A 24,712-nucleotide genomic window follows, 5' to 3' on the forward strand; every position below is an offset into this window, starting at 1 on the left:
GCATGAGGCTGCCTTGGCTTGGCAATTCCCGCAAGGCCAGCCGGCAGCCATCGTCCAGCGACGTCTTTCACACCGAGATCACTGCCGACGTGCCAGTGCCGCAACGCGGTGAGTCCGTTCGCTTCTTCAGCCGCAGGGTCGTCCGTCCCGGCAAATTGCGCCGCTTCTCCAATCGGGACCTGCGCGAGAGCTTGCTGTCCTGCTTCTATCTCGGCGTCGCCGCGACGCTTCCGGTCTCCTGGTGGGACCCCATCTGCGGTTGGGTGTCCAGGCTGAGGCGCAGGCGCCACTTTCGCAAGGAATTCGCCCGCTACGACGTCGCCGTGAAGGCTGTGCTCGGCGACGCCGTCGACACGAAAAGCATGTTCGAAAGACAGCTTGCCGCCCTTCACTCCCGGCGGCTGCTGGTTGCGGCGCATCTCGTCGCCGGCTGGCGCTGGACGCCGGCGATCCGGCTGGAAGGCCTCGAAGGTCTGCGAGAGGCCCTGCGCAAAGGGCGCGGCGCCATCATATGGTGCGACCAGTTCACCGCGCAGACGATCATGGGCAAGCGCGCCCTGCATGAGGCCGGTCTCGATGCCCATCAGGTAAGCGCGCAGTATCATGGCTTCTCGCCGAGCCAATTCGGCTTCCGCGTGATCAACCCGCCATTGGTCAAGGTCGAGAACCGTTTCCTGAAAAGCCGCATCGTCTTTGAGCGCACCGACGCCTATCAGGTTACGACGCGCATCCAGAAGGTGCTCAAGGGAAACGGTGTCGTGCTGATGACCAACACCGTCTATGCCGGCTCGGCCTTCGCCGAGGCCGCGATGGGCGAGCGTGGCTGGACACACCTTGCCTCGGCGCCGGCAAACTTCGCCGCGCGTGCCGGCGCGGCGCTGTTTCATATGGCGACGATCGAGACGGTCCCGTTTCGGCAGTATCGCGCGATCATCGGCGAGCTGAGCGCGGGCCTGCAAGTCCCCGCATCGCCGGCAAAGGACACAGCAGCGAAGAACCTCGCCGTTCAGGCGGGATACATCCTGTCGAAACGCGACCATATGCTGGAAACGCTCAAACTCTGTCCGGAGCAGATGATGGCGTGGTCAAGCGCGATGCGATTGACCGAGCGACCGAGCGAAGCCGCGATCGGAGACGACGGCGCGTGAGGGTCTTCGGATCCGCTCCAGGATCTGTTCAGCTTCACAGGCTCTGGCCGATGATCTCTTTCACGATCTTTGCAACCGTTTGCGTTCCGTCGATTGTCACAGCCAACTCATCGTCGGCAGGCTCTTCCAGCGTGGCAAACTGGCTGTCGACGAGGCTGGCCGGCATGAAATGGCCCTTGCGATTGGCCACCCGTCGCCAAGCGGTTTCGCGATCGATCTTGAGATAGAGGAAGACGATGCCGGGGCAGAAGCGTTCCAGCCGGTCGCGGTAGCTGCGTTTCAGCGCCGAGCAGGCAGCCACCGCTTTGTGTCCACCGGCAACCGAGCTCGCGATACGCTCGCCTATGGCGTCGAGCCAGCCCTCGCGCAGCGCATCCGTCAGCGGCTCGCCGCGCGCCATGCGCGCTACATTCTCCGGCGGATGCAGCCGGTCTCCTTCGATGAAGTCGGCGCTGAGAGCCTTGGCGAGCGCCTCGCCGACGGCCGTCTTGCCGCAACCTGCAACACCCATCACGACGATGGCCAGCGCCGTCCTGAGATCGTTCATGCAAGGCTCCGGGACTACGGTATTGCGCTCGCCTGATCCACGGTCAGCGGCTTGCCGGCGCGCGCCCGTAAAGCAGAAGCATGGCGACGATGACGACACCATAGATGATCTGCCGCCCCGCCTCCGGCATCTGCATCACCGAGAGGATGGATTGCAAGAGCGTGATCAGGATCACGCCCGCCACCGTGCCGAGATAGGAGCCGCGCCCGCCGAGAATCGACGTACCGCCCAACACGACGGCGGCGATCGACGGCAGCAGATAGGCGTCGCCCATCGACTGCGCCGCCTTCGAGGCATACCCGGCCAGAAGCACGCCGCCAAAAGCCGACAACCCGCCGGAGACGGCGAAGGCGATCAGCACGATGCGGCGCGTGTCGATGCCGGAAAGGTAGGCGGCGCGCTCGCGGTTGCCGATGCCGTAGACTGCGCGTCCGAAGCTGGAGCGGGTCAGCATGAAGACCATCGCGGCGCCGATCAGCGCCCAGATGATGACGGCGTTGGGAACACCGGGAATGGTGAAGCCGGTTGCCAGGTAGCGCATCGCCGCGGTCGCTGAATCCTGTGGCGAGAAGCCGCCCGTATAGACCACCATCAGCCCTTGCGCGACGGCGTTGGTGGCTAAGGTGATAATCATTGATGGGATGCGCAGATAGGCGACGCCGATGCCGTTGACGATGCCGATCGCGACGCCGCATAGCACCCCGAAGGGAATGGCCAAAGCGACGCCGGCCGACCCGTAGGCCGCCGCCGCGCAGGCCATCATGGCGCCCGCCGCCACCGCCCATGGCACTGAGAGGTCGATCTGGCCGAGCAGGATGACCAGCATCATGCCGGTCGCGATGACGCCGAGGAAGGACGCGACCTTCAACTGCTGCAACAGATATTCCGGCGACAGGAAGCTGCGCGAGTAGAGGCTGCCAAGGAAAAGCAGCAGCACGATGCAGGCAAAGGCGGTGACGACAGCCGGATCGGCGCGTCGCAGAAATTTGGGCATGCGACCGGCGAGGCCGCCGAGTGTCGTCTCGCTCACAGGAACCACTCCAGCCGGTTGCGCACCCGAAACAGCGCGAAAGCACCGAGGCTGACCGCGATCAACAGGATAACGCCCTGGAACAGCGGCTGCCAGAGCGGATCGAAGTCGAAGACGAACAAGAGGTCGCCGATGGTGCGGAAGGCGAGCGCGCCGAAGATGGCGCCGATGGCGCTGCCCTTGCCGCCGAACAGCGACACGCCGCCGAGCACAACGGCGGCAATCGAGAACAGCGTGTAGGCGTTGCCGCTCGCATAGGCCGCCTCGCCTGTATAGGTGAAGAAGGTCAGGAACAGGCCGCCGATGGCCGCCAGCAGGCCGGCAAGCGTGTAGGCCAGAAACTTGCCCCTGCGGATCGGCACGCCAGACATGTAAGCCGCCATCTCCGATGAACCGGCCGCATAAGCGGCGCGCCCGAATTCGGAGCGGCTGAACGGCACCCAGACGACCAGCACGACGACGAGCAGCGCAACGAGGCTCGCCGGCACTACGCCGAAGAAACGCCCGGTCAGGAAATCCGCAAGGTCCTCGTTGACCGAACCACCGGGAACCGGCCGCAAAAGCAGCGCGAGGCCGAAAAAGACGGCGCCCGTCGCGATCGTGGCCACAATCGGCTGCAGCCGGCCGTAGATGATGATGGCGCCGTTGATCGCGCCGCAGAGCAGCCCGGTGCCGAGCACCGCCAACACTCCAAACCCCGTCTCGAGGCCGGTGCCGATCACCAGCCATGAAGCCATGCAGTTGGTCAGCGTGAAGATCATGCCGACCGACAGGTCGATGCCGGCGGTGATCACCACCAATGTCTGCGCCATGGCGACGAAGGCGAGCAGCACGCCCTTGTTGGCGGCGGTCTGCACGACATTGGCGGTGAAGCCGGCCGGATGGTTCGCGCTGTAAATGGCGAACATGACGATGAAGATGCCGAAGGCGAAAAGCGTTCCGCGCTGCTCGGCCAGCCAGTAGCGCCAGTCCTTCACGCCTTGCCTCCCAGCCCGATGCGGTTGTCATCGCCGTGGATGTTGAGCGCGCTGGCGATCAGCGCGTGCTCGGTGATCTCGGCGCCGACCAGCTCGCGCTTGACCGCCCCGTCATAGAGCACCAGCACGCGGTCGCAGCAGCCGATCAGCTCGTCATAGTCGGTCGAGTAGAACAGGATCGCGGCGCCCGCGTCCGCCAGCTTGCGCATCAGCTGGTAGAGCTCCTGCTTGGTGCCGACATCGATGCCGCGCGTCGGATCGTTGAGCAGGATGATGCGCGGCTGCCGCATCAGCCATTTGGCGATCACCACCTTCTGCTGGTTGCCGCCGGAAAGCGCGCCGACGGGGATGTCGAGCCCGGCTGTCTTGATCGCCAGCAGCCCGACCATGTCGTCGATCAGCCGCTGCTCGGCGACGCGGTCGATGATGCCCGCTTTCGACAGCCTGTCGAGCGCCGCGAAGGATAGGTTCTCGCGCACCGTCATCGGCAGCATCAGCCCTTCGGTCTTGCGATCCTCCGGGATCAGCGCCATGCCGATGCGGCCATGGCTGGCCGCGGTCGGGCTGGCGATCGAAACGGGCTTGCCGTCGATCAGGATCTCGCCGGAAATGCCGCGCAGCACGCCAAAGAAGGCAAGCAGCAATTCGCGCTGCCCCTGCCCGTCGAGACCGCCGAGGCCCACGATCTCCCCCGCCTTGACACTCAACGAGATATTGTCCAGCCGGTCGGCCCAGGAGAGCTTGCGCGCTTCGAGAACCGTCGTGGCGGCCGGAGCTGGACCGGGTTTCGGCGGGAAGATATGGCTGTATTCGCGGCCGATCATCAGCTCGACCACCTCATTGTCGCTCTTCGAGCCCGCTGGGTAGCTGGCGACGTTGCGACCGTTGCGGAACACCGTGCAGTGGTCGGCGAGCTCGGCGATCTCGTTCATGCGGTGCGAGATGTAAAGCAGCGCCAGTCCTTCCGACCGCAGCCGCTTCAGCACCTCGAAGACCTTGGCGACATCCGCCGCCGTCAGCGCCGAGGTCGCTTCGTCGAGGATCAGGATACGCGGTTTCCGGGCCAATGCCTTGGCGATCTCCACCATCTGCCGGCGCGACAGCGGCAGGTCCTTGACCAGGGCACAGGGATGGATGTCGGAAGCTCCGGCGCGTGCCAGCGCTTGTTCCGCGATGCGCCGCTGCGCCTTGCGGTCGATCATGCCGAAGCGCTTCGGCGGATCGGAAATGACGATGTTGTCGGCGACGCTCAATTCGGGGATGAGCGACAGTTCCTGGAAGATGCAGACGATGCCGGCCTGGTTGGCCGCGGCCGGCGAGGCGAAACTCACCTCGTGGCCGTCAAGCGTCATCGTACCTTCGTCGGGCGCCACGACGCCCGCCATGACCTTGATCAGCGTCGACTTGCCGGCGCCGTTCTCACCGAGAATGGCGTGGATGCCGCCGGCGGTGACCGTGAGGTCGGCCTTTTCCAAGGCCCGCACGCCGCCATAGCGCTTGGATATGCCTTCCATGCGGAAGAGCGGAGCCGCGCCGTCCATCAGCCCTCCCCGGCCGGTTTCAATTTGGCGATAGGCGACGGTGCCGCGGGCTCGCCGCGACACCGTCCGGTCAGATTATTTGTTTTCCTTGGTCTGGCCCATAATTTCCTGCGCGGTGAAATTGATGCCGCAGGTCGGGAAGGAATTGCCGACGAAGAAATTGTCGGACTGGTCGGGGAAGAAGTCCTGGCCGGCCTTGAAGTTCGGATCCTCCACGATTGCCAAGGGCAGCTTGACCGATTGCGGCACGACATTGCCCTCAAGCGCCGAGATCGCGGTCTTGATGGCAACCGCCACCTGTGCGGGGCCGGTGCCGGCGGACGAGCACTTCAGTCCATCAGCAGCGTGGGCGGCACAGAATTTGCGGAAGCCGTTCTCCGTCTCGCCGCCGAACGGCACGAACGGATGCTTGGCATCGATCATCGCCTGCACGATGCCGGTGTCGCCGCCTTGCCCGGTGATGCCGTCGAACGGCCCGCTGGTGGCGATCGCGTCGGCCGTGGCCTTTTGCGCCACGCCGTCATCCCACTTGCCGACGACCTCGGTGACATTCCACTTCTTGCCCGATCCATCGAGCACCTCGTGGATGCCGTTGTGGCGATCGGTATCGACGGAGGTGCCGGCGACACCGCGCACCTCGAGCACCTTGCCGCCGTTTGGCACATGCGCGACCAGCCATTTGCCCCAGAGCTCTCCCAGGCCCTTCTGGTCGACATTGACGTTGATGGCGTCCTTGGTGTCGAGGATGTTGTCGAAGGCGACAAGCACAACGCCGGCTTCCTTGGCGCGCTTGATGACCGGCCCGAAGGCGGTCGGATTCTGGGCGTTGACGACGATCGCGTCAAAGCCGGAATCGATGAAGTTGTTGATCGCCGAAATCTGCGCCGGCACGTCTTCGCCGGTCGACACGACCTTGAATTCCTTGATCTTCTTGGCGACGTCCGGCTGCGCCGCGTAGGCCTTGGCCGTCTGGATCATCTGGATGCGCCAGGTGTTGGCGATGTAGCCGTTGGCAAGCGCGATACGGTAAGGACCGTCTTTCTTCGGAAACTTGAAAAACTGCGTGTCGGCTGCCCATGGCGCAAAGCAGTCCGGCTCTGCCGCGGGTCCCTTGACCACTTCAGGTCCGGCGATCGCCGACGAACTCAGCATGACGAATGCAGTGGCGGCAATGACGCCGCCAACGAGTGACTTGATCATCGATATTCCTCCCAGTTGCAGTTCTGCTTGTGATGAATCATGGCGCTACCGGCCGGCATACTCCACCGAACCGAACGCGCTCACGGAGACGTCCCCGTCGCCCTGATCCTCCTCTTCCCCACCTCTCCTGGCAATTTAGAAAACTATCATATTATACATAATAAACAAGATCGGACTGTTGCTTATGTATAATAAACAGCCTCCCCGACCTTGCCGGATGTTGATTTTATAGACAAATGGTAGCGCTACCATGACTGGGTGTAAAGCGCCGCGTTGGGCATTTTTCCAGACTCTTCAACGCGCCGTGCTCTCGCGCCGCATGAGCTCGAAACCGAGATCGACGATGCGCTGTTGCGGTGGGTTTCCGGCAATCGCCGCAAGCGCCATGGCGACGGACCGGGTGCCGATCTCATAGCGGTGCGTGCGCACGCTGGTGATGGAAGGAAACGCCACCTGCATCATGTCGAGGTCATTGAAGCCGACAATGCCGATCTGCTTCGGCACGTCGATCGATGCGCGGTGGCATTCGAACAGGACGCCGAGCGCGATATCGTCATTGTTGCAGAACACGCCGTCCAGCGTCGGCATCTTGGCCAGCGCGTCGCGGAACAGCTCGCGCCCGAGGCTCACGCTTGACGGCACGGGCGTCGTGGTGATCAGCCGCGGATCGAACAGACCGGCGGTCTCCATGGCGGCGCGATAGCCGGCAAGGCGCCGCTGCGAACGCGGATCCATCCGCGCGCCGATGAAGCCGATCTTGCGGTAGCCGGCCTGAAGGAGGTGCTCGGCGGCCGTCCTGCCGCCGTCCAGATGCGAAAAGCCGACCATCATGTCGACCGGGTCCGGCCCGGTCTCCATCACCTGCACCACCGGGCAGCCGGCATTCTCCAGCAGTCGTCGCGCGCTGGGCGTCTGGTCGATGCCGGCCACGATCAGCGCCGCCGGCCGTTGCGATCCGAAAACCTGCAGCAGGCGCTCTTCCTCAAGGCCGGAATAATGCGTGTTGCCGATCTGGATGCGGAACGGGCTGTCGGAGAGGCTGTCATAGATGCCGCGCACCACCTCGGCGAAGACGTTGTTGGTGAGCGAAGGGACCAGCACGCCGAACACTTCGGCGCGCGCCGAGGCGAGCGCGCGCGCGTTCGGGTCCGGGACATAACCAAGCTCGTCGACCGCGGCCTGTATCTGTCGGCGAAGGTCTTCCGACACCCGTCCGGGCTCGCGCAGCGCGCGCGACACGGTGATCGCGCCGACGCCGGCCTTGCGCGCCACATCGGCGATGGTCGGACGGCCGCCGCCACGGCGGGAACGAGGCCTGGTCAAGGGCGAGCCTCGCGCGGCAAATCCCGCCCGCTGCGTTCTCGCAATGCCATCGCACTCGGTATCGCCATGTCGCAGGCCTGTGCCACGTCCATTGGCCTTGGCGTCGCGCAGCCGCGATTTGTTGTCAAGCTGGAGCGTTTCCTGCAGAAGCGGCGTGGGCCGTCAGACCGTGACGACGCCGCTGCGTCTTGCCTTCCAGAAAACCAGGACCATCGCGATGATATTGAGCAGGTTCCATGCGATCCCGTTGAGAAAGGCGGCTGAGTAGGACCCGGTGAGGTCGTAGATCCAGCCCGACATCCAGCCGCCGATGGCCATGCCGAAAATGGTCGCCATGATGACGATGCCGACGCGCTGGCCAGCTTCCTTGGCGGGCATGTATTCCCGCACGATGATGGCATAGCAAGGCACGATGCCGCCTTGCGACAAGCCGAACACCAGCGAGACGACATAGAGCGAGGCAAGGCCGTCGAAGGGAATGTAGAAGAACAGCGACAGGCACTGCAGCACCGAACCGATCAACAAGGTCCTGACCCCGCCGATCCGGTCGGCGATGAAGCCGGAAGCAAGGCGGCTGACGACGCCGGCGGCCATCATGATCGACAGCATATCGGCGCCATGCGCGACGCCATAGCCGAGGTCCATGCAATAGGCGACGATATGCACCTGCGGCATCGACATCGCCACGCAACAGCCCAGACCGGCAATGACGAGCAGCACCTGAAGCGCGGTCGGCGACAATGAAATCGGCTGGACCAGGCGCGCGCCTGGCGAGCCCGAAACGACCGCCGGGGCGCCGCGTCGCAGCATCAGAACCAGCGGCACCATCGTCACCAGGCAGGCGATGCCGATGGCCACATAGGTGAAGCGCCAGCCCTCCGCCTTCATCAGCGGCGTTATGATCGTCGGCCAGACCGTTCCGGCGAGATAGCTGCCGGCTGCAGCCGTAGCCACGGCAACGCCGCGTCGGCGATTGAACCAGTGCGAGATGTCGGCGATCAGCGGTCCGAAAATCGCCGATGTCCCCGCCCCGATCAATATGCCTTGAGCGAGCGTGAACTGCACAATCGAGGTGGAGAGCGACGCCAGCCCGAAGCCGGCAACCAGCGCGATTGAGGAAACAAGCGCGGGGATCCAGTAGCCGACGCGGTCGATGGCGCGGCCGACCAGCACATTGCCGGCGGCGAAGCCCACCATTGTCGCGGTGTAGGGCATCGAGGCAGCGGCGCGGTCGACGCCGAATTCAGCCTGAACCGCCGGCAAGACCACGACCACCGCCCACATGCCGACACCGCCGATCGTCGCCAGCAGCAGGGAAATGCCAAGCCGCGTCCATGCATAGACGCTGTCGATGCCGGCATTGTCTGCCGCGTTTGCTGGTACTGCCGTCACGGCGTCTCCTGTCCGCGATTTTCGCGTGACCGCGTGTTTGGGCGCACTATCGGCCCATTTGCCGGCCCGAGCAGCGCCACGACCGGTAATTCCGTGGCTCCAGAACCGGAACCCACCCCTCACCATCGAGTTTTGCCCCTGAAGGAAGGAGTTCGCCATGACCGCCAAGAAGAAATGGTCGGCCGACGTGACCGAGCACAGCGATGCGCTGGATCTCGAGGATCATGTCTTTGAGTCCGATGATGCCAAGAAGATCGCCGCATCGCTGAAGCGATCGGCTGAGCACAGCGACCGCCGCAAGGCGGAGCCGTTCCAATCCGCCATGTCGATGTTGAATTTCTATATCAACCGCGCCGGCAGGAACCTGCCGGAGAAGCGCAAGCGGGTGCTGGAGAAAGCCAAGGACGAGTTGCGTGCAGCGTTTGGTCGCGAGAAACAGAATTAGGCGCTGGAAGGATTGAGGTCTGTTGAGATTCAGGTCAGGCCGAGCTGAGAATGGTGGCTTCCGAGAACCGGCCTACGCCGGCCGTAGCCTTCATCGGGCGAAGACACTTATGAGGGCTTCGGCCGGCGAAGGCCGGAGCGGAGCGTACTTTCAGCACGTGAGCACCGGAAGCCGCCGGTCTCAGCTCGGCCTCAGCTGAATATCAATGGACCTTAGCGGGACTGGATCACTTCGTCGGTATTGGCCAGCAGCTTGCGCACCGCGTTGCGCGCCGCATCGGGCCGTTGCAGGCGGATGCTCCTTTCGATCGCCTCATGCAGCTTCTGGACGTGGTGCAGATCGTCCAGCTCGCGCGTCGTATAGGTGAAGAGGTGGTCGAAGGCGGATTCGATCAGCACGCCGAGCGGCACCAGCAGATCGTTGCCCGAGGCCCTGAGGATGGCGAGATGGAAGCGCGTGTCAGCGCGGGTGCGCTCCTGCAGGTTGGTGGCCTCGCCCATCTCGCGGCAGGCCAGACTGATCTCGGCCATCTGCTCGTCGGTGCGCCGCATCGCCGCGAAGGCCGTCGCCTCCGGCTCGATGATGTGACGGAACTCCTGCACCGTCCTCAGGAACACCTCGCGATCGGGCGACGTCGCGTACCAGGACAGCACGTCGCGGTCGAGCAGGTTCCAGCGTTCCTTGGGCTCGACCCAGCTGCCGATCTTCGGCCGCGACGCCAGAAGGCTCTTTGCCATCAGCATCTTGATCGCCTCGCGCACCGCCGAGCGGCTGACCTCGAAGGTCTCGGACCATTTCGCTTCATTGGGCAGGATGGTGCCCGGCGGATAGTCGCCGCGCACGATCCGAAGGCCGATTTCGCTGGCTAAGGAAGTGTGAACGCTGGCGCCGGGGATGCGCGGCGCATTGGCCCGTCGGACGCCGGCCGGACGCTCCGCAGCCTCCATCTTCGTCAGCTTCTTTTCGTTGTTCGGCTTTGCGTCCCGCATGTGATCCAAAAAATCCGGTTTTCAGGGGCTGTCAAGCATCGCAAGCAAGCTTTGCCGCAAGGCGAGAGGATGTGCACAGATCAACCAGCATTTGAGGGCAACCTCACGCGGTTTTGACGTATTTGCGCCAGCTGTGCTCCGGCCGGAAGCCGAGCACCTCGCGCGCCTTGCGGTTCGAAAGCAGCGTCTCATATTCGCCGAGTTCGGCCTTGACCGGCACACCCGGATAAAAGCGCTTCAAAAGCTCCGCCGTTGGCAGGTCCGATGAGGTGTCGTCATTGGCCGCGTTGAACACCTGGTAGCCCAACCCATCCTTCTCGATGGCCTTGAGCGTGATCTGGCCGAGATCGCGCGCGTCGATGTAGCTCCAGGCGATCCGCTTGCGGAAGCCCGGATCGGCGAACCATTTCGGGAACAGCGAATATTCATGCGGCTCGATGACATTGCCGATGCGCAGCGCATAGATGTCGAAGCCGCTGCGCAGCGCGAACGCCCGCGCGGTCTTCTCGTTGACGATCTTCGAGAGCGCGTAAGAGTCCATCGGGTCGACGTCGTAATCCTCGTCGAGCGGGAAATGCGTCGGATTGCGCGGCTCGTTGGCGAAGACCAGGCCGTAGGTCGTTTCCGAGGAGGCGATGATGACCTTGCGGATGCCGAGCTTCACCGCCGCCTCGATGACATTGTAGGTGCCCATCGCATTGACGCGGAACACCTCGTTGTCCGGCGTGATCATGATGCGCGGGATCGCCGCGAAATGCACCACGGCGTCGACCGGCTGCGCCCTCAGCGATGGATCGAACTCGTGCAGGCCCATATAGCTCGACAACGCGTTGAAAACCTGTCCGCTGTCGGTGATGTCGGTGATCAAGGTGCGCACTTTGGGATTGTCGAGCGGCTTGGTATCGATGTTGAGCACCTGGCAGCCATGTTCGACCAGATACTGCACGACGTGACGGCCTGCCTTGCCGCTGCCGCCGGTGAACATGATCCGCTTCGTCATTTTACTCTCCACAATGCTCGGGAATTATGTGTATTGTCGGACAATATGGCATTCCGCAATCGCCCGCTACCGCGATCCGCGAAAACCTATCGCGCGCCGAGCGCGCTTTCACCACGAAAGACAGGAAACAGACGACATGAGCACCACCGCTGCCCGCGAAAACATCGGTTTCATAGGCCTCGGCCTGATGGGGCACGGCATCGCCAAGAACATCGTCGACAAGGGCTATCCGCTGACCTTCCTCGGCCGCAAGAACCGCAAGCCGGCGGAGGATCTGCTCAGCCGCGGCGCGACGGAAGCCGCGACGTCCAAGGATGTGGCCGCCGCCTCCGACATCGTCTTCATCTGCGTCACCGGCTCGCGGGAGGTCGAAGAGATCATTCGCGGTCCGGGCGGGCTGAAGGAAGGCCTCAAGAAGGGATCGGTCGTGGTCGATTGCTCAACCTCCGACCCGGTCTCGACCGTGGCCTTGGCCGCCGAGCTCAAGGCAATCGGTGTCGAGCTGGTCGACGCGCCGCTCAGCCGCACGCCGAAAGAAGCCTGGGAAGGTACGCTCGATGCGATGGTCGGCGCGTCGGACGCGCTGTTCGCCAGGCTAAAGCCGGTGATCGAGACTTGGGCCGGCCGCATCGTCCATATCGGCGACACCGGCGACGGGCACCGCATGAAGCTGCTCAACAACTTCATCTCGCTGGGCTATGCCGCGATCTATTCGGAAGCATTGGCGCTGGCCGAGAAGGTCGGCATTTCCCCGCAGCGTTTCGACAGCGTCATCCGCAACGGCCGCATGGATTGCGGCTTCTACCAGACCTTCATGCGCTGGACGCTCGAGGGCGACCGCGACGCGCATAAGTTCACCATCGCCAATGCCTTCAAGGACCTGACCTATCTGGGATCGATGGCGGGCGCGGCGGGAATTGCCAACCCGCTCGGCAACGCCACCAAGAATTCGTTCGCGATGGCGCATGCCGCCGGTCCCGCCGAACAATACGTGCCGATGCTTGCCACCCATATCGGCAAGCTCAATGGCGTCGACCTGACGCCCTCGAAGGACGGCGTGAAGCAGAAGATTTGACCGCGGGAAACGGCTGTCCCGCGAAAGCGAAGCTGAAAAAATCGGGGGCGCCTCATGGGCGCCCCCTTTTTCTGCGGTTCTGGATACCGCCAGCGCCTACTTCTGGATGCAGGTGTCGGCCGTTTCCTTGGTGCATTCGTCAAGGCCGGTGAAGACCGGATCGTCGACTTTCTTGCCGCCGATAAGGTCGAGCATCACCGCCGGCGCCTTGTAGCCCATTTCGAACGGCCGCTGCCCGACCAGCGCGGTCACCAGGCCTTCCTTGGCGATCGCCACCTCGTCGCCGATCGTGTCGGCGGCGCCGATGACGAACTCGTTCTTTGCGATCTTGTCGGCCATCGGCTTGAACAGGTCGCGATAGGGCTGCGGGGCGCCGAACAGCGGCCAGCCGCCCATGATGCCGAAGGCGTCGAGCTTCGGATTGGCGGCGAGGATGTCGGTCATCGCCTGCACGCCCTTGGCGCCGTCGTCATTGGTGAACACCGGGCAGCCGGGGGCTTCGGTCCAGCCGCCTTCGCCGGCAAGTGCCGCGAGGCCTTCCTTACCCGACAGCGCATCGCGCATACCTTGCGCGCGGCGCAGGATGTTGTCTGCCGCCGGATTGCCTTCGATGGTGCAGACCGTGCCGCCATTCGGCTTGGCCTTCTTGATGTATTCGCCGATCTTCTTGCCCATCAGGTAGTTGTCGGTGCCGAGATAAGTCTTGCGCAGGGCGGCGTCTTCCTTGGCAAGATCGGCGTCGACCGTCATGATCGGGATCGACGGATTGGCGCTCTTGATCGTCTGCGCGATCAGCGGCGCGTTGGACGGCGAGATCGCCATCGCGACCGTGTCAGGCTTGCTCAGCATGTCCTGCACGATCTGCGCCTCGCCGGCTTCATCCGAGGTCGAAGCCGGACCGGTGTAGAAGCACTCATATTCCGAGCTGGCGTTTTCCTTGTTCCACTTCTCGCAGCCTTGATGGATGGCTTCGAAGAATGGATTGTCGAGACCTTTCACGACGATGACGAGCTGTTTCTTGGCTAAAGCCGGCCCGGCGCCCAACGCCATGGCGGCGACGGCGGCAAGCAAAAGTGTTTTCCTCATATCAGTCCTCCCTTGAAACAGACGGACACCGCGTGCCCGCCACACCGATCAGACCGGATGCGCAAGAACGATGCCGAGCATCTTCCCAATGCTCGTGTCCCGGGCCGGGCTGATAAGCATTTGCCGATCCATCTGCCCCAATACTGGCGCAGCCGGATCCTTGATAGTCAAGCCATTTGCCCCGTTCCGCCGTATACGCGCTCGATGGGCAAATTATTCCTCCGAGGCTAGCTAATATCGGCTTTTCGCCAACGGTCAATTCCTATTTGTCCTACAAAACCGATTTTTTGTCGAGTCTCGAAATTAATCGTCAGACAATTGATTGACGGCTTTGCCGGCTTTTGCCTAAATGCATGTATCGCGCCGTTCGTGAGGAGATGGACGGCGGAACGTAAGCACTGCTGGCAAGCCGGCAAACCGCTGCGTCAACAAATGGGGAGGCTTAAGGCTGGTGTCGGTTCTCGAACTCGCCAACATCTCGAAGCATTTCGGCGCCATCCAGGCGGTCAACGATGTCTCGTTCTCGCTGGAGGCTGGCGAGGTCGTCGGCCTGATGGGCGACAACGGCGCCGGCAAGTCGACGCTGGTCAAGATGATCGCCGGCAATTTCCGCCCGAGCCATGGCACCATGCATCTGGAGGGCAAGGAGATTGTCATGCACAAGCCGGCCGAGGCCCGCCAGCACGGCATCGAGATCGTCCACCAGGACCTGGCGCTCTGCAACAATCTGACGGCCGCGGCAAACGTCTATCTCGGCCGCGAGCTGCGCCGCGGCATCGGCCCGTTCCGCATCCTCGACTACGCCGCGATGTACAAGCGCGCCGGCCAGCTCTTTGCCGAGCTGAAATCCGAGACGCGGCCGCGCGACCTGGTCAAGCAGATGTCGGGCGGCCAGCGCCAGGCGGTGGCGATCGCCCGCACCATGCTGTCGCAGGCCAAGATCGTGCTAATGGACGAGCCGACGGCGGCGATCTCGGTCCGGCAGGTCGCCGAGGTGCTCAACCTCATCCGCCATCTGCGCGACCAGGGCATCGCCGTGGTGCTGATCAGCCACCGCATGCCCGACGTGTTCGACGTCGCCGACCGCGTCATCGTCATGCGGCGCGGCCGCAAGGTGGCCGACAAGAAAATCGCCTCGAGCTCGCCCGAGGAGGTCACCGGGCTGATCACGGGCGCCATCGAACAGGTTGCGTAGTCGTGTGGATCGGCGTCATGTCTCTCAGGAAAGGTCGATAATGGCAGTTACCCTTGACCAGACGATCGCGCAGAAGCAGCACACCTTCCTGTCGCGGCTCTTCGCCAACCAGACCTTCTGGGTGGTGATCGCGGTCATCCTCGCCTGCCTGTTCCTGTCCTTCGCCACCGATTCCTTCGCCACGTCGAAGAACATTTACAACATCACCCGCAACGTCACCTTCGTCGCCATCGTCGCGCTCGGCATGACCTTCGTCATCATCACCGGTGGCATCGACCTGTCGGTCGGCTCCGTGCTTTGCCTGTGCTCGATGGTGCTTGCCGTCACCATGCATGCCGGCTATTCGATCGAGATCGGCATCCTGGCCACGATCATCACGGCGCTCGCGATAGGCGCCTTCAACGGCGTGCTCATCGCCTATATCGGCTTTCCGCCATTCGTGGTGACGCTCGGCATGCTCTCGGTCGCGCGCAGCCTTGCCATGGTCGCCTCGAACAACACCGTGGTCTTCCAGTTTGGCCCGGACCACCAGAAGCTTCTGGCATTGGGTGGCGGCGCCTGGGTCTTCGGCATCGCCAATCCGGTGCTTTACATGATCATCCTGGCGCTGATCACCGGCTTCACCCTGCGCTGGACCAAGTTCGGCCGGCATATCTTCGCCATTGGCGGTAATGAGCATGCGGCGACGCTGACCGGTGTGCCGGTCAAGCAGATCAAGGTTGCCGTCTACATGATCTCGGCGTTGTCGGCGGGCCTCGCCGGCATCATTCAGACCGGCTGGCTCGGCGCCGTCACCACCAATCTCGGCACCGGCATGGAGCTGCAGGTCATCGCCGCCACCGTCATCGGCGGCGCCAACCTTGCCGGCGGCGTCGGCACCGCGCTCGGCGCCATCGTCGGCGCCGCCCTTATCGAGGTGATCCGCAACAGCCTTGGGCTGCTCGGCATCAACGCCTTCTGGCAAGGCACCTTCATCGGCGGCGCGATCATTCTGGCGGTGCTGTTCGACCGCATCCGCAACTTCAGGCGTAGCGACTAGCGCTATTCGGTTCGGTTCCTATCGCTCAGTCTGAAAATCCGTCCAGGCGCTTTGCGCGCAAGTTCCGCCGCGCCCAGCTTGCCTTGACGCGGCCGTACCCCGGCCGCACTATTCCCCGGCGGACGAAGGGAGGCCAGTCGCCCGCGGGAGGAACGATACCCATGACGGACGCGATCAGGCTCTATTGGGGCCGGTTCGGACATGTTTCCGTGCTGAATGTCGCCAACGACTTCGTCACCCATGCCCATGGCGAGGCGCATCTCATCATCTGGCTGGAAGGCACGGCCGGCGAAATGACCATCGGCCGCGAGACGGTGCGGCTTGGACCGTGCACGGCAGCCGGCATCAATTCGTTCCAGCCGCACAGCCACGCGCTGTCGCATGACGGCAGGCCCGGCCTGTTCCTCGCCTTCTACATCGATCCTGACTGGGCGCGCCGGCGCCGCGACCTGCCCTCCTCGGCACCGCTGTTCACGCAGGCTGCGATCACGCTGGAGCCCTGGCTGCACCAGGCGGCGGCGAACCTGCTTGATCATCTCACCGACAATGAAAGCATCGACGACATCGCCAATTACGAGATCGAGCGTTTCATCGACTCAGTGCTCGACGCCGCGGACGCCTCGGCGCCGCAGATAGCCCGCGCGCGCATCAACACCATGCTCGACTTCCGCGTCCGCAAGGCTATCCAGCTGATGAAGGCCAATGTCTGCGAGCGCATCTCCTTCGATGACGTCGCCCGCTCGGTCGGCCTGTCCCGGCCGCATTTCTTCGCGCTCTTCAAGGAACAGACCAACCTGACGCCGAACGTTTACTGGAACACGCTGCGCATGGAGGAAGCCGTGCGCCAACTGCAGTGGTCCGAAGCACCGCTGATCTCGGTCGCCTGCAATCTCGGTTTCACCACCCAGGGCAATTTCTCGCGCTTCTTCCGTGACCATGTCGGCGTGCCGCCGACACTCTACCGTGAAGCCGCGCGGGCAACGGCCTAAAGCGCCTGTTTTTCCGACCGGTTGATACGCCTGCAAGACGCATTGATAAGCACCGCTTGATCGACCGCTCTAGCCTCACCTCATCACTGCGAGGGAGCGAGCCCATGGCGAAAGTCACCATTTCAAGCGTCATCGACGCCCCGATCGAAGAGGTCTGGGCGCGCATTCGCGATTTCAACGGCCTGCCCAGTTGGCATCCGCGCATGGTGGAAAGCCTTATCGAGGACGGCAAGGACGCCACCACCATCGGCTGCGTGCGCAATTTCAAGCTGGTCAGCGGCGCGACATTGCGTGAAAAACTGCTCGACTTCTCCGACGAGAATTTCCTGGTCAGCTACTCCATCCTCGAGACGCCGCAGCCGCTCACCAATCACAAGGCGACGCTGCAATTGCGCCGCGTCACCGACGGCAATCGCACCTATGCCGAATGGACGGCGAGCTTCGATGCCGCCCCCGAGGAGGCCGACAAGCTGGCCGAGGGCATGGGCGCCAATGTCTTCCAGGGCGGCTTCAACGCCCTGAAGGCCCATTTCGCCGGCCAGAGCTGACGGGAGCCCGCCATGTCGCTTGCGCTGCGGAGTTTCTCGACCGTGAAAGACGCCAACGCCGCCTTGCAGGCCGCCGGCACACGCTATCTCGGCGGCGGCACGCTGGTGGTCCGCGCCGCCAATGAAGGCGATGTCTCCGTCTCCAGCCTTGTCCGCGTCACCGATCCTGGCCTCTCGCGGATCGCGGTTTCCGGCGGCGACGTCCGGCTAGGCGCCTCGGTCACCATGGCCGCTATCTTACGCCATCCGGAGCTTACCGCGCTCGCGCCGGCCGCGCGCGCTGTCGGCGGGCCGGCGATCCGCAACATGGCGACCGTCGGCGGCAACCTGTTCGCCCCTGCCCCTTACGGCGATTTTGCGGTGGCGCTGTTGGCGCTGGACGCGACCGTCATCACTGAAGACAGCGAAATGCCGATCGAGACTTTTCTGGCCGGCCGCGATACCAGCCGCGCCATCGTCACCGCTGTCGGCTTTTCATTGCCCAAGGCGGAGAGCTTCCGCTTCCTGAAAGTGTCACGCGTCAAGCCGAAGGGCGTCTCGGTGCTGAGCATCGCCGCGCTCCTTGAGCGCACGGTAGACGGCACGGTGACCGCGGCGCGGATCGCGCTGGGCTGCATGGCCGATCGGCCGATGCGGGCCACCGCGGCGGAGAAAGCGCTGCTCGGCTGCAAGCTGACGCGGCAGGAGATCGCGCCGGCGCTGGCCGCCGCGGGCGAAGGCATCGCGCCGATCACCGACCCGATCGCCAGCGCCTGGTATCGCGCCGAGGTGCTGCCGGTCCATCTCGGCCGGCTGCTGCTCAGTTGAACATCCGTGGGGGACGCGCGTCTGTTCGGTTCTTCGGGCAGGCGCGCAGGGAGGAAAAATGGCGAAAGTACCTGTCCAATTCACGCTCAACGGTTCCGAAAAAGCCGAATTCATCGAGAGCGGCACGACGCTGCTCAACGCACTGCGCGACAAGATCGGCGATACCTCGCCGAAGGGCGGCTGCCACCAGGGCACCTGCGGCGCTTGCTCGGTCATCATCGACGGCGAATTGAAACTCTCATGCCTGACGCTGGCCGAGACCTGCGGCGGCGCCGACATCAAGACCACCGCCGGTCTTGCCGAAGGCGGCGTGTTGCATCCGCTGCAGCGCGCCTTCCTCGATGCCTTTGCCACGCAATGCGGCTTCTGCACGCCTGGTATGATCATGGCGGCAAAAGTGCTGCTCGACCGCACGCCCAATCCCAGCCGCGAGGAGGTGGTCGAGGCGCTGTCCGGCAACATCTGCCGCTGCACCGGCTACGAACCGATCATCCAGGCAGTGCTGACGGCGGCACGCGCCAGCTCGCAGAACGCCGCCTGAGGGGATCGCCATGGAACTGCGCAAGGACTATTTCGCCGATGTCCGCAAGGACGGCCTCAACGAAATCGGCCAGCCGCGGCCACGCCTCGATTCGCCGGGACACGTCACCGGCAAGACCGCCTATTTCGCCGACCGGAACTTCCCGGGCATGCTGCATCTGAAGATGGTGCGCAGCCCGCACCATCACGCCCGCATCCGCTCGATCGACACGTCAGAGGCGGAAAAGCACCCGGGCGTCGTGCGCGTGCTGACCGCCAAAAACGTGCCGCACAACGTCTATACCATCCTGATCCTGATCCAGGTCGGTCCCGAGGACGAGACCGTGCTCGCCGACGGCAAGGTGCGCTGGAAGGGCGAGGCCGTGGTGGCGGTGCTGGCCGAAACCCAACGCGCCGCGCAGGAAGCCGTCGCAAAGGTCAAGGTGGACTACGAAGTGCTGCCGGCGGTCTTCGACATCGAGCAAGCGCTCAAGCCCGGCGCGCCTTTGGTCAACGAATATCACGGCCAGAACTATTATCTCTACGACAGCGGCGAGTGCCGCAAGGTGCGCTTCGGCGACGTCGAGGCGGGCTTTGCCGAGGCCGACCACATCCTCGAGCAGTCCTATCAATCCTCGCCGATCGAGCACGCGCCGACCGAGACGACCGGCTGCGTTGTGGTGCCGGAGGGCAATGAACGCTTCACCTGCTACACCAACACGCAGGCGATGTTCTTCACCCTCGACAACACCTCGATCATCTTGCAGATGCCGGGCTCGAAGCTGCATTTCGTCGGCGGCACGGTCGGCGGTGGCTTCGGCGGCAAGGTCGACGTCATCGTCGAGCCGATCGCCATTCTCGGCGCCAAGCTGACGGGACGCCCGGTCTCCTTCGTCTACAGCCGCGAGGAGGAGATGCAGATCTCCTCGCCGCGTGCGGCCGAGAAGGTCGTCATCAAGGACGGCGTCATGAGGGACGGCCGCATCGTCGCGCGCAAGGTGACCGGCTACACCGATGCCGGCGCCTATTCGCGCCACTCGCCCTACGGCGCGCAGAAGGGTGCCGCGCACTATCCCGGCCCCTACACGATCCCTAACGTTTGGATCGACACTTACTGCGTCTACACCAACCGCACGCCTTCGTCGGCCATGCGCGGCTTCGGCGTCACCATCGGCGACTTCGCGCTGGAAGTGCAGATGGACAAGCTGGCGCGGCTGATCGGCATGGACCCGCTCGAATTCCGCTTCATAAATGCCTATCGCGACGGCGACATGAAGGCGCATCGCCAGCCGACCGAGGGTGCTGCGCTGATCGAATGCATGCAGGAAGCCTCGCGCGTCGCCAACTGGCCGGTGGCGGAGAAATACATGGCAATGTCCTCCTACAGGAAGGGAGCCTGAGATGGCGATCCGGCGTGGACGCGGCGTCGCCGCGATTAACTATCCGACCGGCATGAACCTCGGCGGCGACCCGACCCAGGCGCTGGTCCATTCGACGCCGACCGGCAATTTCATGGTGACGCTCTCCAGCGTCGATCTCGGCCAGGGCATGAAGCAAATCATGGCGCAGATCTGTGCCGAGACGATCGGCGTGCCGACCGACCGTGTCGTTGTCGACACCGCCGACACCGACACCGGCCCGCACTGCATGGGCACCTTCGCCTCGCGCGGCACGCACCGCGCCGGCAACGCCGTCATCCAGGCGGCCAAGGAAGCCCGCCAGGTGATGCTGGAAGTGGCGGCCGAGGAACTGGAGGTGAACGCGTCCGACCTCGAGACCGACGGCCAGGGAAACATCCAGGTGAAAGGCGCGCCGCAGAAATCGATCTCGATCTTCGACGTCGCGCTGTCCGCGCATTTCAAGCGCGGCCGCTCGATCTCGGGCCGCGGCATGTTCCTGATCCCGCGCTCCTATCCGGAGAAGGAAACCGGCGCGATGAAGCCCTCGACCTGCTACGCCCATGCCTGCACCGTGGCCGAGGTCGAGGTCGACGACGAGACCGGCGAGGTGACGGTGCTGACGGTGAAGAACGTCTTCGAGATCGGCCGCGCGCTGAACCCGAAAATGGTCGAACAGCAGCTGGTCGGCGGCTCCTGGATGGGCATCAGCCACGCGTTGTACGAGACGACCGAGCCCTATTATCCGAACCGCGACCATGGCGGCACCGACTTCAACCAGTATCTGATGCCGGGTCTTGGCGATCTGGCCGAGACCGAGACCATCGTGCTGGAGCGCCCTTCCGCCGACGGACCGTTCGGCGCCAAGGGTCCGGGCGAGATGTGCGCCAACCCGCAGATCCCCGCGGTCGCCAATGCCGTGTTCGACGCGGTCGGCGTGCGCATCGATACGCTGCCGATCACGCCGGAACGCATCCTGCGCGCGCTGAAGGCGCAGGCCGCGGGCTGAGCGGGAAGATGGCAAACGCCGACCCCGTCGCGGTCGCGGCTTCGCCGGAGGCGATAGCCGCGCGCCTTGCCGCCTCGCGCTACCTGGCTGACGACAGCCTCGCCACCGCGATCTTCCTGGCGATCCGATTGGGCAAGCCGCTGTTGCTCGAAGGCGCGCCGGGCGTCGGCAAGACCGAGGCCGCCAAGGCGGTCGCCGATTTACTCGGCCGCGAGCTGGTGCGGCTGCAATGCTATGAAGGCATCGACGCCGGGCATGCGTTGTACGAATGGAATTATCAGCGGCAGCTACTCGCCATCCGCCATGCCGGCGAGCACGAGATCGACATCTATGACGACCGTTTTCTGATCGCCCGGCCGCTGCTGCAGGTGTTGCGCGCACCTGAACGGCGCGTGCTGCTGGTCGACGAGATCGACCGTTCGGACCATGAGTTCGAGGCGCTGCTCTTGGAATTCCTCTCCGACTTCCAGATCAGCATTCCGGAGCGCGGCACCATCCGCGCGGCAACGCAGCCGATCGTCATCCTGACCTCGAACCGCACGCGCGAGCTGGCCGAGGCGCTGCGCCGGCGCTGCGTCTACCACTGGATCGGCTATCCCGACGCTCAGCGCGAGGCCGAGATCATCGTGCTGCGCACCGGCGATGTCGCCGAGGCGACCGCCCGCGCGGTGGCGAACGCCGTGCAGGAAATCCGCGCACGCCCGCTGGCCAAGCCGCCGGGCATCGCCGAGGCGGTCGAATGGGCGAATGCCGCGACCATCCTCGAAAAGGGCGGCAGTCCCTGGCCGGAGGCCTTTCGGCGGGCCATCGGCGTGCTGATCAAGGACGAGGAGGATTTGTCCGCAATTGCGCCGGAGCTCGGAAGGATCGTCGAGGAGGCGCTGGCGTGATGAGCAATCGCAACGCGCTAGCGCGATACCTCAGGTCCAATGCGCAGCGCTGGCGGGACAGCACCCCCCTCTGGCCTGCCGGCCATCTCCCCCGCAAGGGGGGAGATCAGACGTCACACGGGCTTTCGCTAGTTTTCAACGCCGCAAGATTGAGCGGACCGCCCAAGCTGCCAATCTCCCCCCTCGTGGGGGAGATGTCCGGCAGGACAGAGGGGGGTGCGAAGGAATGAGGCGTCCGCAAAACCTGCGCCCCGCTGCCGAGCCCTTCCTCGGCTTCGCCCGTTTGCTCCGCCGCCACGCCTTTGCCATCGCCCCGGAACAGGTCACCAGCTTCATGCAGGCGGTAACCCTGCTCGGCCCCCGCTCGATGAACGACATCCGCGAGGCGGCTCTTGCAACGCTGGCGCCCCCGCCCGATCGCCGCGGCGAATTCGAGGCGCTTTTCCGCAGCTATTTCTACGGCGACGCCAGGCCTTCGATCGAAGGCGAAGAGGACGACGAAACCCGCATCAAGGATGATCGCGGCACGCGCGAGGAAGAGAACCAGGTCGCTCACCAGAAGAAAGGCGGCGAGCTCTCCTCGGCGCTCGAGCAGCTGAGCAGCCGCGATTTCCAGCGCGACGCCGATGGTCTCGGCCAGTTCCGCCGCAAGCTCGCCTCCGCCCTGCCCGCGCGCCGTTCCTTCCGCACCACCCGCACCCGCTCGCGCGGCACGCTGGACCTCAGGCGTTCGCTCAGCGAAATCGTCAGTGCCGATGGCGACATTCCCTCCCCGCAACTCCGCCGCCGGCAGGCCGTTCCGCGAAAACTGCTGCTGCTCATCGATGTGTCAGGCTCGATGAAACTGCAAACCGCCGACTATCTCAAGCTGGCACACGCTGCGGTGCAAGGCGCGGACCGTGCCGAAGTCTTCACCTTCGGCACGCGGCTGACCCGTATCACGTCGGCGTTGCGCATCCGCGACCGCAGCCAGGCGCTGGCGCGTGCTGCAGTGTCGGTGGACGATTGGGACGGCGGTACCCGCATGGGGCCGACCTTGCTCGCCTTCCTGTCGGTGCCGCGCTTTTCAGCCTTCGCGCGCGGTGCCTGCGTCGTCATCCTGTCGGACGCGCTGGAGCGCGGCGACCATGCCGACCTCGAAACCGCGATGCGTCGCCTCGGCGCCCGCGCCTTCCGGCTGTCGCTGGCGACTCCGCTCGCCGGTGATCCGCGCTTTCGCCCGGCGACGTCGGCGCTGCGCGCCATCCTGCCTTTATTGGACGACCTGGTCGACGGCTCGTCGCAAAAGAGCCTATTCGATTTCATCCTGTCGCTCGCCCGCCCGGCGCCTGCGGCCGATTCCATCTGGAAGAAGGTATCGTGATGCAGAAGGCAATCGACGCGCATTTCCACATCTGGCGCCAAAAGGATCAGCCCTGGCTGGTCGGACCGATGGTGCCGCGCATCTTCGGCCCCTATGAGCCGATCCGCCGCGACTATCCGATCACCGAATTCCTGGAAGATCAGAAGGGCTCGGGCGTTGAGAAGGCCATCTATGTCCAGACCAACTGGGCCAAGGAGGATTTCGAGAAGGAAGTCGCCTTCCTGCAGAAGACCGCGGATGAAACCGGCTGGCCGCACGCCATCGTCGGCTATGCCGACATGACGGTCGACGACGTCCGCCCGCAGATCGACCGGCTGATGAAATACAGACTGCTGCGCGGCCTGCGCATGCAGCTGCACTGGCACGAGACGCCCGCCTTCCGCTTCGCCGCCTCGGCCGATCAGGTGATCGATCCGAAGGTGCGGAAGAACGTGGCACGGCTGAAGGACTACGGCCTCTCCTTCGACCTCCAACTCTTCCCCGCGCAAATGAAGGACGGGCTGACGCTGGTCGGCGAGAACCCGCAGACGAATTTCATCCTCACCCATGCCGGCATGCTGACCGGCATGGAGCCTGAAACCACTGAAGCATGGAAGGCGGGTCTCCGCACGCTTTCGACAGCGCCCAATTTCTACGCCAAGCTGTCGGGGCTAGGCACGTTCGTCCACCGCAACGACCCGGAACTCATCGCCTACATCGTCGACAACGCGATCGAAATCCTCGGCAGCGACCGGCTGATGTTCGGCTCGAACTTCCCGATCGAAAAACTCTGGACCAGCCATGCCGAACTGATCAAGGCGCACCGCGCGGCGGTTGGCAGGCACGGTGCGAAAGCCGAGGCGGACATCTTCTGGAATACGGCGGAAAAGGTCTACCGGCCGGTGTAGCTCGGCTTCTTCCTTCCCCCCTTGTGGGGGAAGGTGGATCGGCGCGCAGCGCCGAGACGGATGAGGGGTGCTCCAGCGGAGTGAGACCTTAGAAAATAGGTGCTTCCAGCATCTTAGATCTTGTACGCTGCACTCCGTCCAACACCCCTCATCCGTCCGAGCTTCGCTCGGCCACCTTCTCCCACAAGGGGAGAAGGGGAAGTCGGCGCCTCACTTTACCTCGAACTGCGGATCGAGCGGTATCTGCATAGCGGTGACCAGATGGTTGGTCTGACCCGCGAGCCCGATGATCGACACCAGCTCGCGGTGATCTTCT

The 24,712-nt window shown here is 64.1% G+C and carries 24 protein-coding genes and 1 pseudogene; 14 read left to right on the forward strand and 11 right to left on the reverse strand.

What is annotated here, in order from left to right; genetic code table 11:
• Nucleotides 1-2: 2 nt before the first annotated feature.
• Nucleotides 3-1,148 (forward strand): hypothetical protein, encoded by a 1,146-nt coding sequence (locus EN869_RS16435; protein WP_127229248.1) that lies wholly within the window; start codon nt 3-5, stop codon nt 1,146-1,148.
• A gap of 34 nt (nt 1,149-1,182) precedes the next feature.
• On the opposite strand, the gene EN869_RS16440 is transcribed toward EN869_RS16435, so the two are convergent.
• The 7 genes from EN869_RS16440 to EN869_RS16470 form a co-directional block, all read right to left on the reverse strand.
• Nucleotides 1,183-1,695 (reverse strand): gluconokinase, encoded by a 513-nt coding sequence (locus tag EN869_RS16440; protein WP_245489313.1) that lies wholly within the window; start codon nt 1,693-1,695, stop codon nt 1,183-1,185.
• A gap of 43 nt (nt 1,696-1,738) precedes the next feature.
• Nucleotides 1,739-2,725: an ABC transporter permease gene (locus EN869_RS16445; protein WP_127229249.1), complete on the reverse strand. Its 987-nt coding sequence runs from the start codon at nt 2,723-2,725 to the stop codon at nt 1,739-1,741.
• Nucleotides 2,722-3,702: an ABC transporter permease gene (locus EN869_RS16450; protein WP_127229250.1), complete on the reverse strand. Its 981-nt coding sequence runs from the start codon at nt 3,700-3,702 to the stop codon at nt 2,722-2,724. Before EN869_RS16450 ends, EN869_RS16445 begins: the two co-directional genes overlap by 4 nt.
• On the reverse strand, nt 3,699-5,243 hold the full coding sequence (locus EN869_RS16455) for a sugar ABC transporter ATP-binding protein (protein WP_127229251.1): 1,545 nt from the start codon (nt 5,241-5,243) through the stop codon (nt 3,699-3,701). Before EN869_RS16455 ends, EN869_RS16450 begins: the two co-directional genes overlap by 4 nt.
• 75 nt (nt 5,244-5,318) lie before the next feature.
• Nucleotides 5,319-6,443 (reverse strand): sugar ABC transporter substrate-binding protein, encoded by a 1,125-nt coding sequence (locus EN869_RS16460; RefSeq protein WP_127229252.1) that lies wholly within the window; start codon nt 6,441-6,443, stop codon nt 5,319-5,321.
• 294 nt (nt 6,444-6,737) lie between these two features.
• Nucleotides 6,738-7,766 carry a LacI family DNA-binding transcriptional regulator gene (locus tag EN869_RS16465; protein WP_127229253.1) on the reverse strand — a complete coding sequence of 343 codons (1,029 nt, stop codon included), beginning with the start codon at nt 7,764-7,766 and terminating at the stop codon, nt 6,738-6,740.
• A gap of 162 nt (nt 7,767-7,928) precedes the next feature.
• Nucleotides 7,929-9,158: an MFS transporter gene (locus EN869_RS16470; protein ID WP_245489312.1), complete on the reverse strand. Its 1,230-nt coding sequence runs from the start codon at nt 9,156-9,158 to the stop codon at nt 7,929-7,931.
• Nucleotides 9,159-9,315: 157 nt separating this feature from the next.
• Here EN869_RS16470 and EN869_RS16475 point away from each other — a divergent pair, with 157 nt between their 5' ends.
• Nucleotides 9,316-9,603, forward strand: a complete 288-nt coding sequence (locus EN869_RS16475; RefSeq protein WP_127229254.1) for a DUF3175 domain-containing protein — start codon at nt 9,316-9,318, stop codon at nt 9,601-9,603.
• Nucleotides 9,604-9,815: 212 nt separating this feature from the next.
• Here the strand turns inward: EN869_RS16475 and EN869_RS16480 are convergent, their stop codons facing one another.
• Both EN869_RS16480 and EN869_RS16485 read right to left on the reverse strand, forming a co-directional pair.
• On the reverse strand, nt 9,816-10,592 hold the full coding sequence (locus EN869_RS16480; RefSeq protein WP_127229255.1) for a FadR/GntR family transcriptional regulator: 777 nt from the start codon (nt 10,590-10,592) through the stop codon (nt 9,816-9,818).
• A 103-nt stretch (nt 10,593-10,695) separates the two neighbouring features.
• Nucleotides 10,696-11,592, reverse strand: a complete 897-nt coding sequence (locus EN869_RS16485) for an NAD(P)-dependent oxidoreductase (protein ID WP_127229256.1) — start codon at nt 11,590-11,592, stop codon at nt 10,696-10,698.
• A gap of 13 nt (nt 11,593-11,605) precedes the next feature.
• On the opposite strand from EN869_RS16485, the gene EN869_RS16490 reads away from it, so the two are divergent.
• Nucleotides 11,606-12,667 carry an NAD(P)-dependent oxidoreductase gene (locus tag EN869_RS16490; protein WP_281015720.1) on the forward strand — a complete coding sequence of 354 codons (1,062 nt, stop codon included), beginning with the start codon at nt 11,606-11,608 and terminating at the stop codon, nt 12,665-12,667.
• Nucleotides 12,668-12,763: 96 nt separating this feature from the next.
• Here EN869_RS16490 and EN869_RS16495 read toward each other — a convergent pair whose 3' ends face one another.
• Complete coding sequence (locus tag EN869_RS16495) at nt 12,764-13,753, reverse strand: sugar-binding protein (RefSeq protein WP_127229258.1); 990 nt, start codon at nt 13,751-13,753, stop codon at nt 12,764-12,766.
• A gap of 451 nt (nt 13,754-14,204) precedes the next feature.
• On the opposite strand from EN869_RS16495, the gene EN869_RS16500 reads away from it, so the two are divergent.
• From EN869_RS16500 to EN869_RS16555, 11 genes are all read left to right on the forward strand, one after another.
• A complete protein-coding gene (locus EN869_RS16500; RefSeq protein WP_112127130.1) occupies nt 14,205-14,948 on the forward strand; it encodes an ATP-binding cassette domain-containing protein in 744 nt (247 codons plus the stop codon).
• A gap of 40 nt (nt 14,949-14,988) precedes the next feature.
• A complete protein-coding gene (locus EN869_RS16505; RefSeq protein ID WP_127229259.1) occupies nt 14,989-15,987 on the forward strand; it encodes an ABC transporter permease in 999 nt (332 codons plus the stop codon).
• 161 nt (nt 15,988-16,148) lie between these two features.
• Nucleotides 16,149-16,976, forward strand: coding sequence for an AraC family transcriptional regulator (locus EN869_RS16510; RefSeq protein WP_127229260.1), 828 nt, complete (start codon nt 16,149-16,151; stop codon nt 16,974-16,976).
• Nucleotides 16,977-17,080: 104 nt separating this feature from the next.
• Nucleotides 17,081-17,524 carry an SRPBCC family protein gene (locus EN869_RS16515; protein WP_127229261.1) on the forward strand — a complete coding sequence of 148 codons (444 nt, stop codon included), beginning with the start codon at nt 17,081-17,083 and terminating at the stop codon, nt 17,522-17,524.
• Nucleotides 17,525-17,536: 12 nt separating this feature from the next.
• Nucleotides 17,537-18,331 (forward strand): FAD binding domain-containing protein, encoded by a 795-nt coding sequence (locus EN869_RS16520; protein ID WP_127229262.1) that lies wholly within the window; start codon nt 17,537-17,539, stop codon nt 18,329-18,331.
• 58 nt (nt 18,332-18,389) lie between these two features.
• Nucleotides 18,390-18,872: a (2Fe-2S)-binding protein gene (locus tag EN869_RS16525; protein WP_127229263.1), complete on the forward strand. Its 483-nt coding sequence runs from the start codon at nt 18,390-18,392 to the stop codon at nt 18,870-18,872.
• A 10-nt stretch (nt 18,873-18,882) separates the two neighbouring features.
• On the forward strand, nt 18,883-20,250 hold the full coding sequence (locus EN869_RS35500; RefSeq protein ID WP_127229264.1) for a xanthine dehydrogenase family protein molybdopterin-binding subunit: 1,368 nt from the start codon (nt 18,883-18,885) through the stop codon (nt 20,248-20,250).
• Nucleotide 20,251: 1 nt separating this feature from the next.
• Nucleotides 20,252-21,256, forward strand: a complete 1,005-nt coding sequence (locus tag EN869_RS35505; protein WP_127229265.1) for a molybdopterin cofactor-binding domain-containing protein — start codon at nt 20,252-20,254, stop codon at nt 21,254-21,256.
• 8 nt (nt 21,257-21,264) lie between these two features.
• The gene (locus EN869_RS16540) at nt 21,265-22,146 is read left to right on the forward strand and encodes a MoxR family ATPase (RefSeq protein ID WP_127229266.1); all 882 of its coding nucleotides are present in this window, start codon (nt 21,265-21,267) and stop codon (nt 22,144-22,146) included.
• Nucleotides 22,147-22,372: 226 nt separating this feature from the next.
• A complete protein-coding gene (locus EN869_RS16550) occupies nt 22,373-23,509 on the forward strand; it encodes a VWA domain-containing protein (protein WP_127229267.1) in 1,137 nt (378 codons plus the stop codon).
• Complete coding sequence (locus tag EN869_RS16555) at nt 23,509-24,396, forward strand: amidohydrolase (RefSeq protein ID WP_167506926.1); 888 nt, start codon at nt 23,509-23,511, stop codon at nt 24,394-24,396. Before EN869_RS16550 ends, EN869_RS16555 begins: the two co-directional genes overlap by 1 nt.
• A gap of 210 nt (nt 24,397-24,606) precedes the next feature.
• Here EN869_RS16555 and EN869_RS35080 read toward each other — a convergent pair.
• Nucleotides 24,607-24,705: pseudogene (locus EN869_RS35080) on the reverse strand (carboxymuconolactone decarboxylase family protein); the annotation flags it as partial.
• Nucleotides 24,706-24,712 lie beyond the last annotated feature (7 nt).

The organism is Mesorhizobium sp. M2D.F.Ca.ET.226.01.1.1, from assembly GCF_004022705.2.
Classification (GTDB): domain Bacteria; phylum Pseudomonadota; class Alphaproteobacteria; order Rhizobiales; family Rhizobiaceae; genus Mesorhizobium.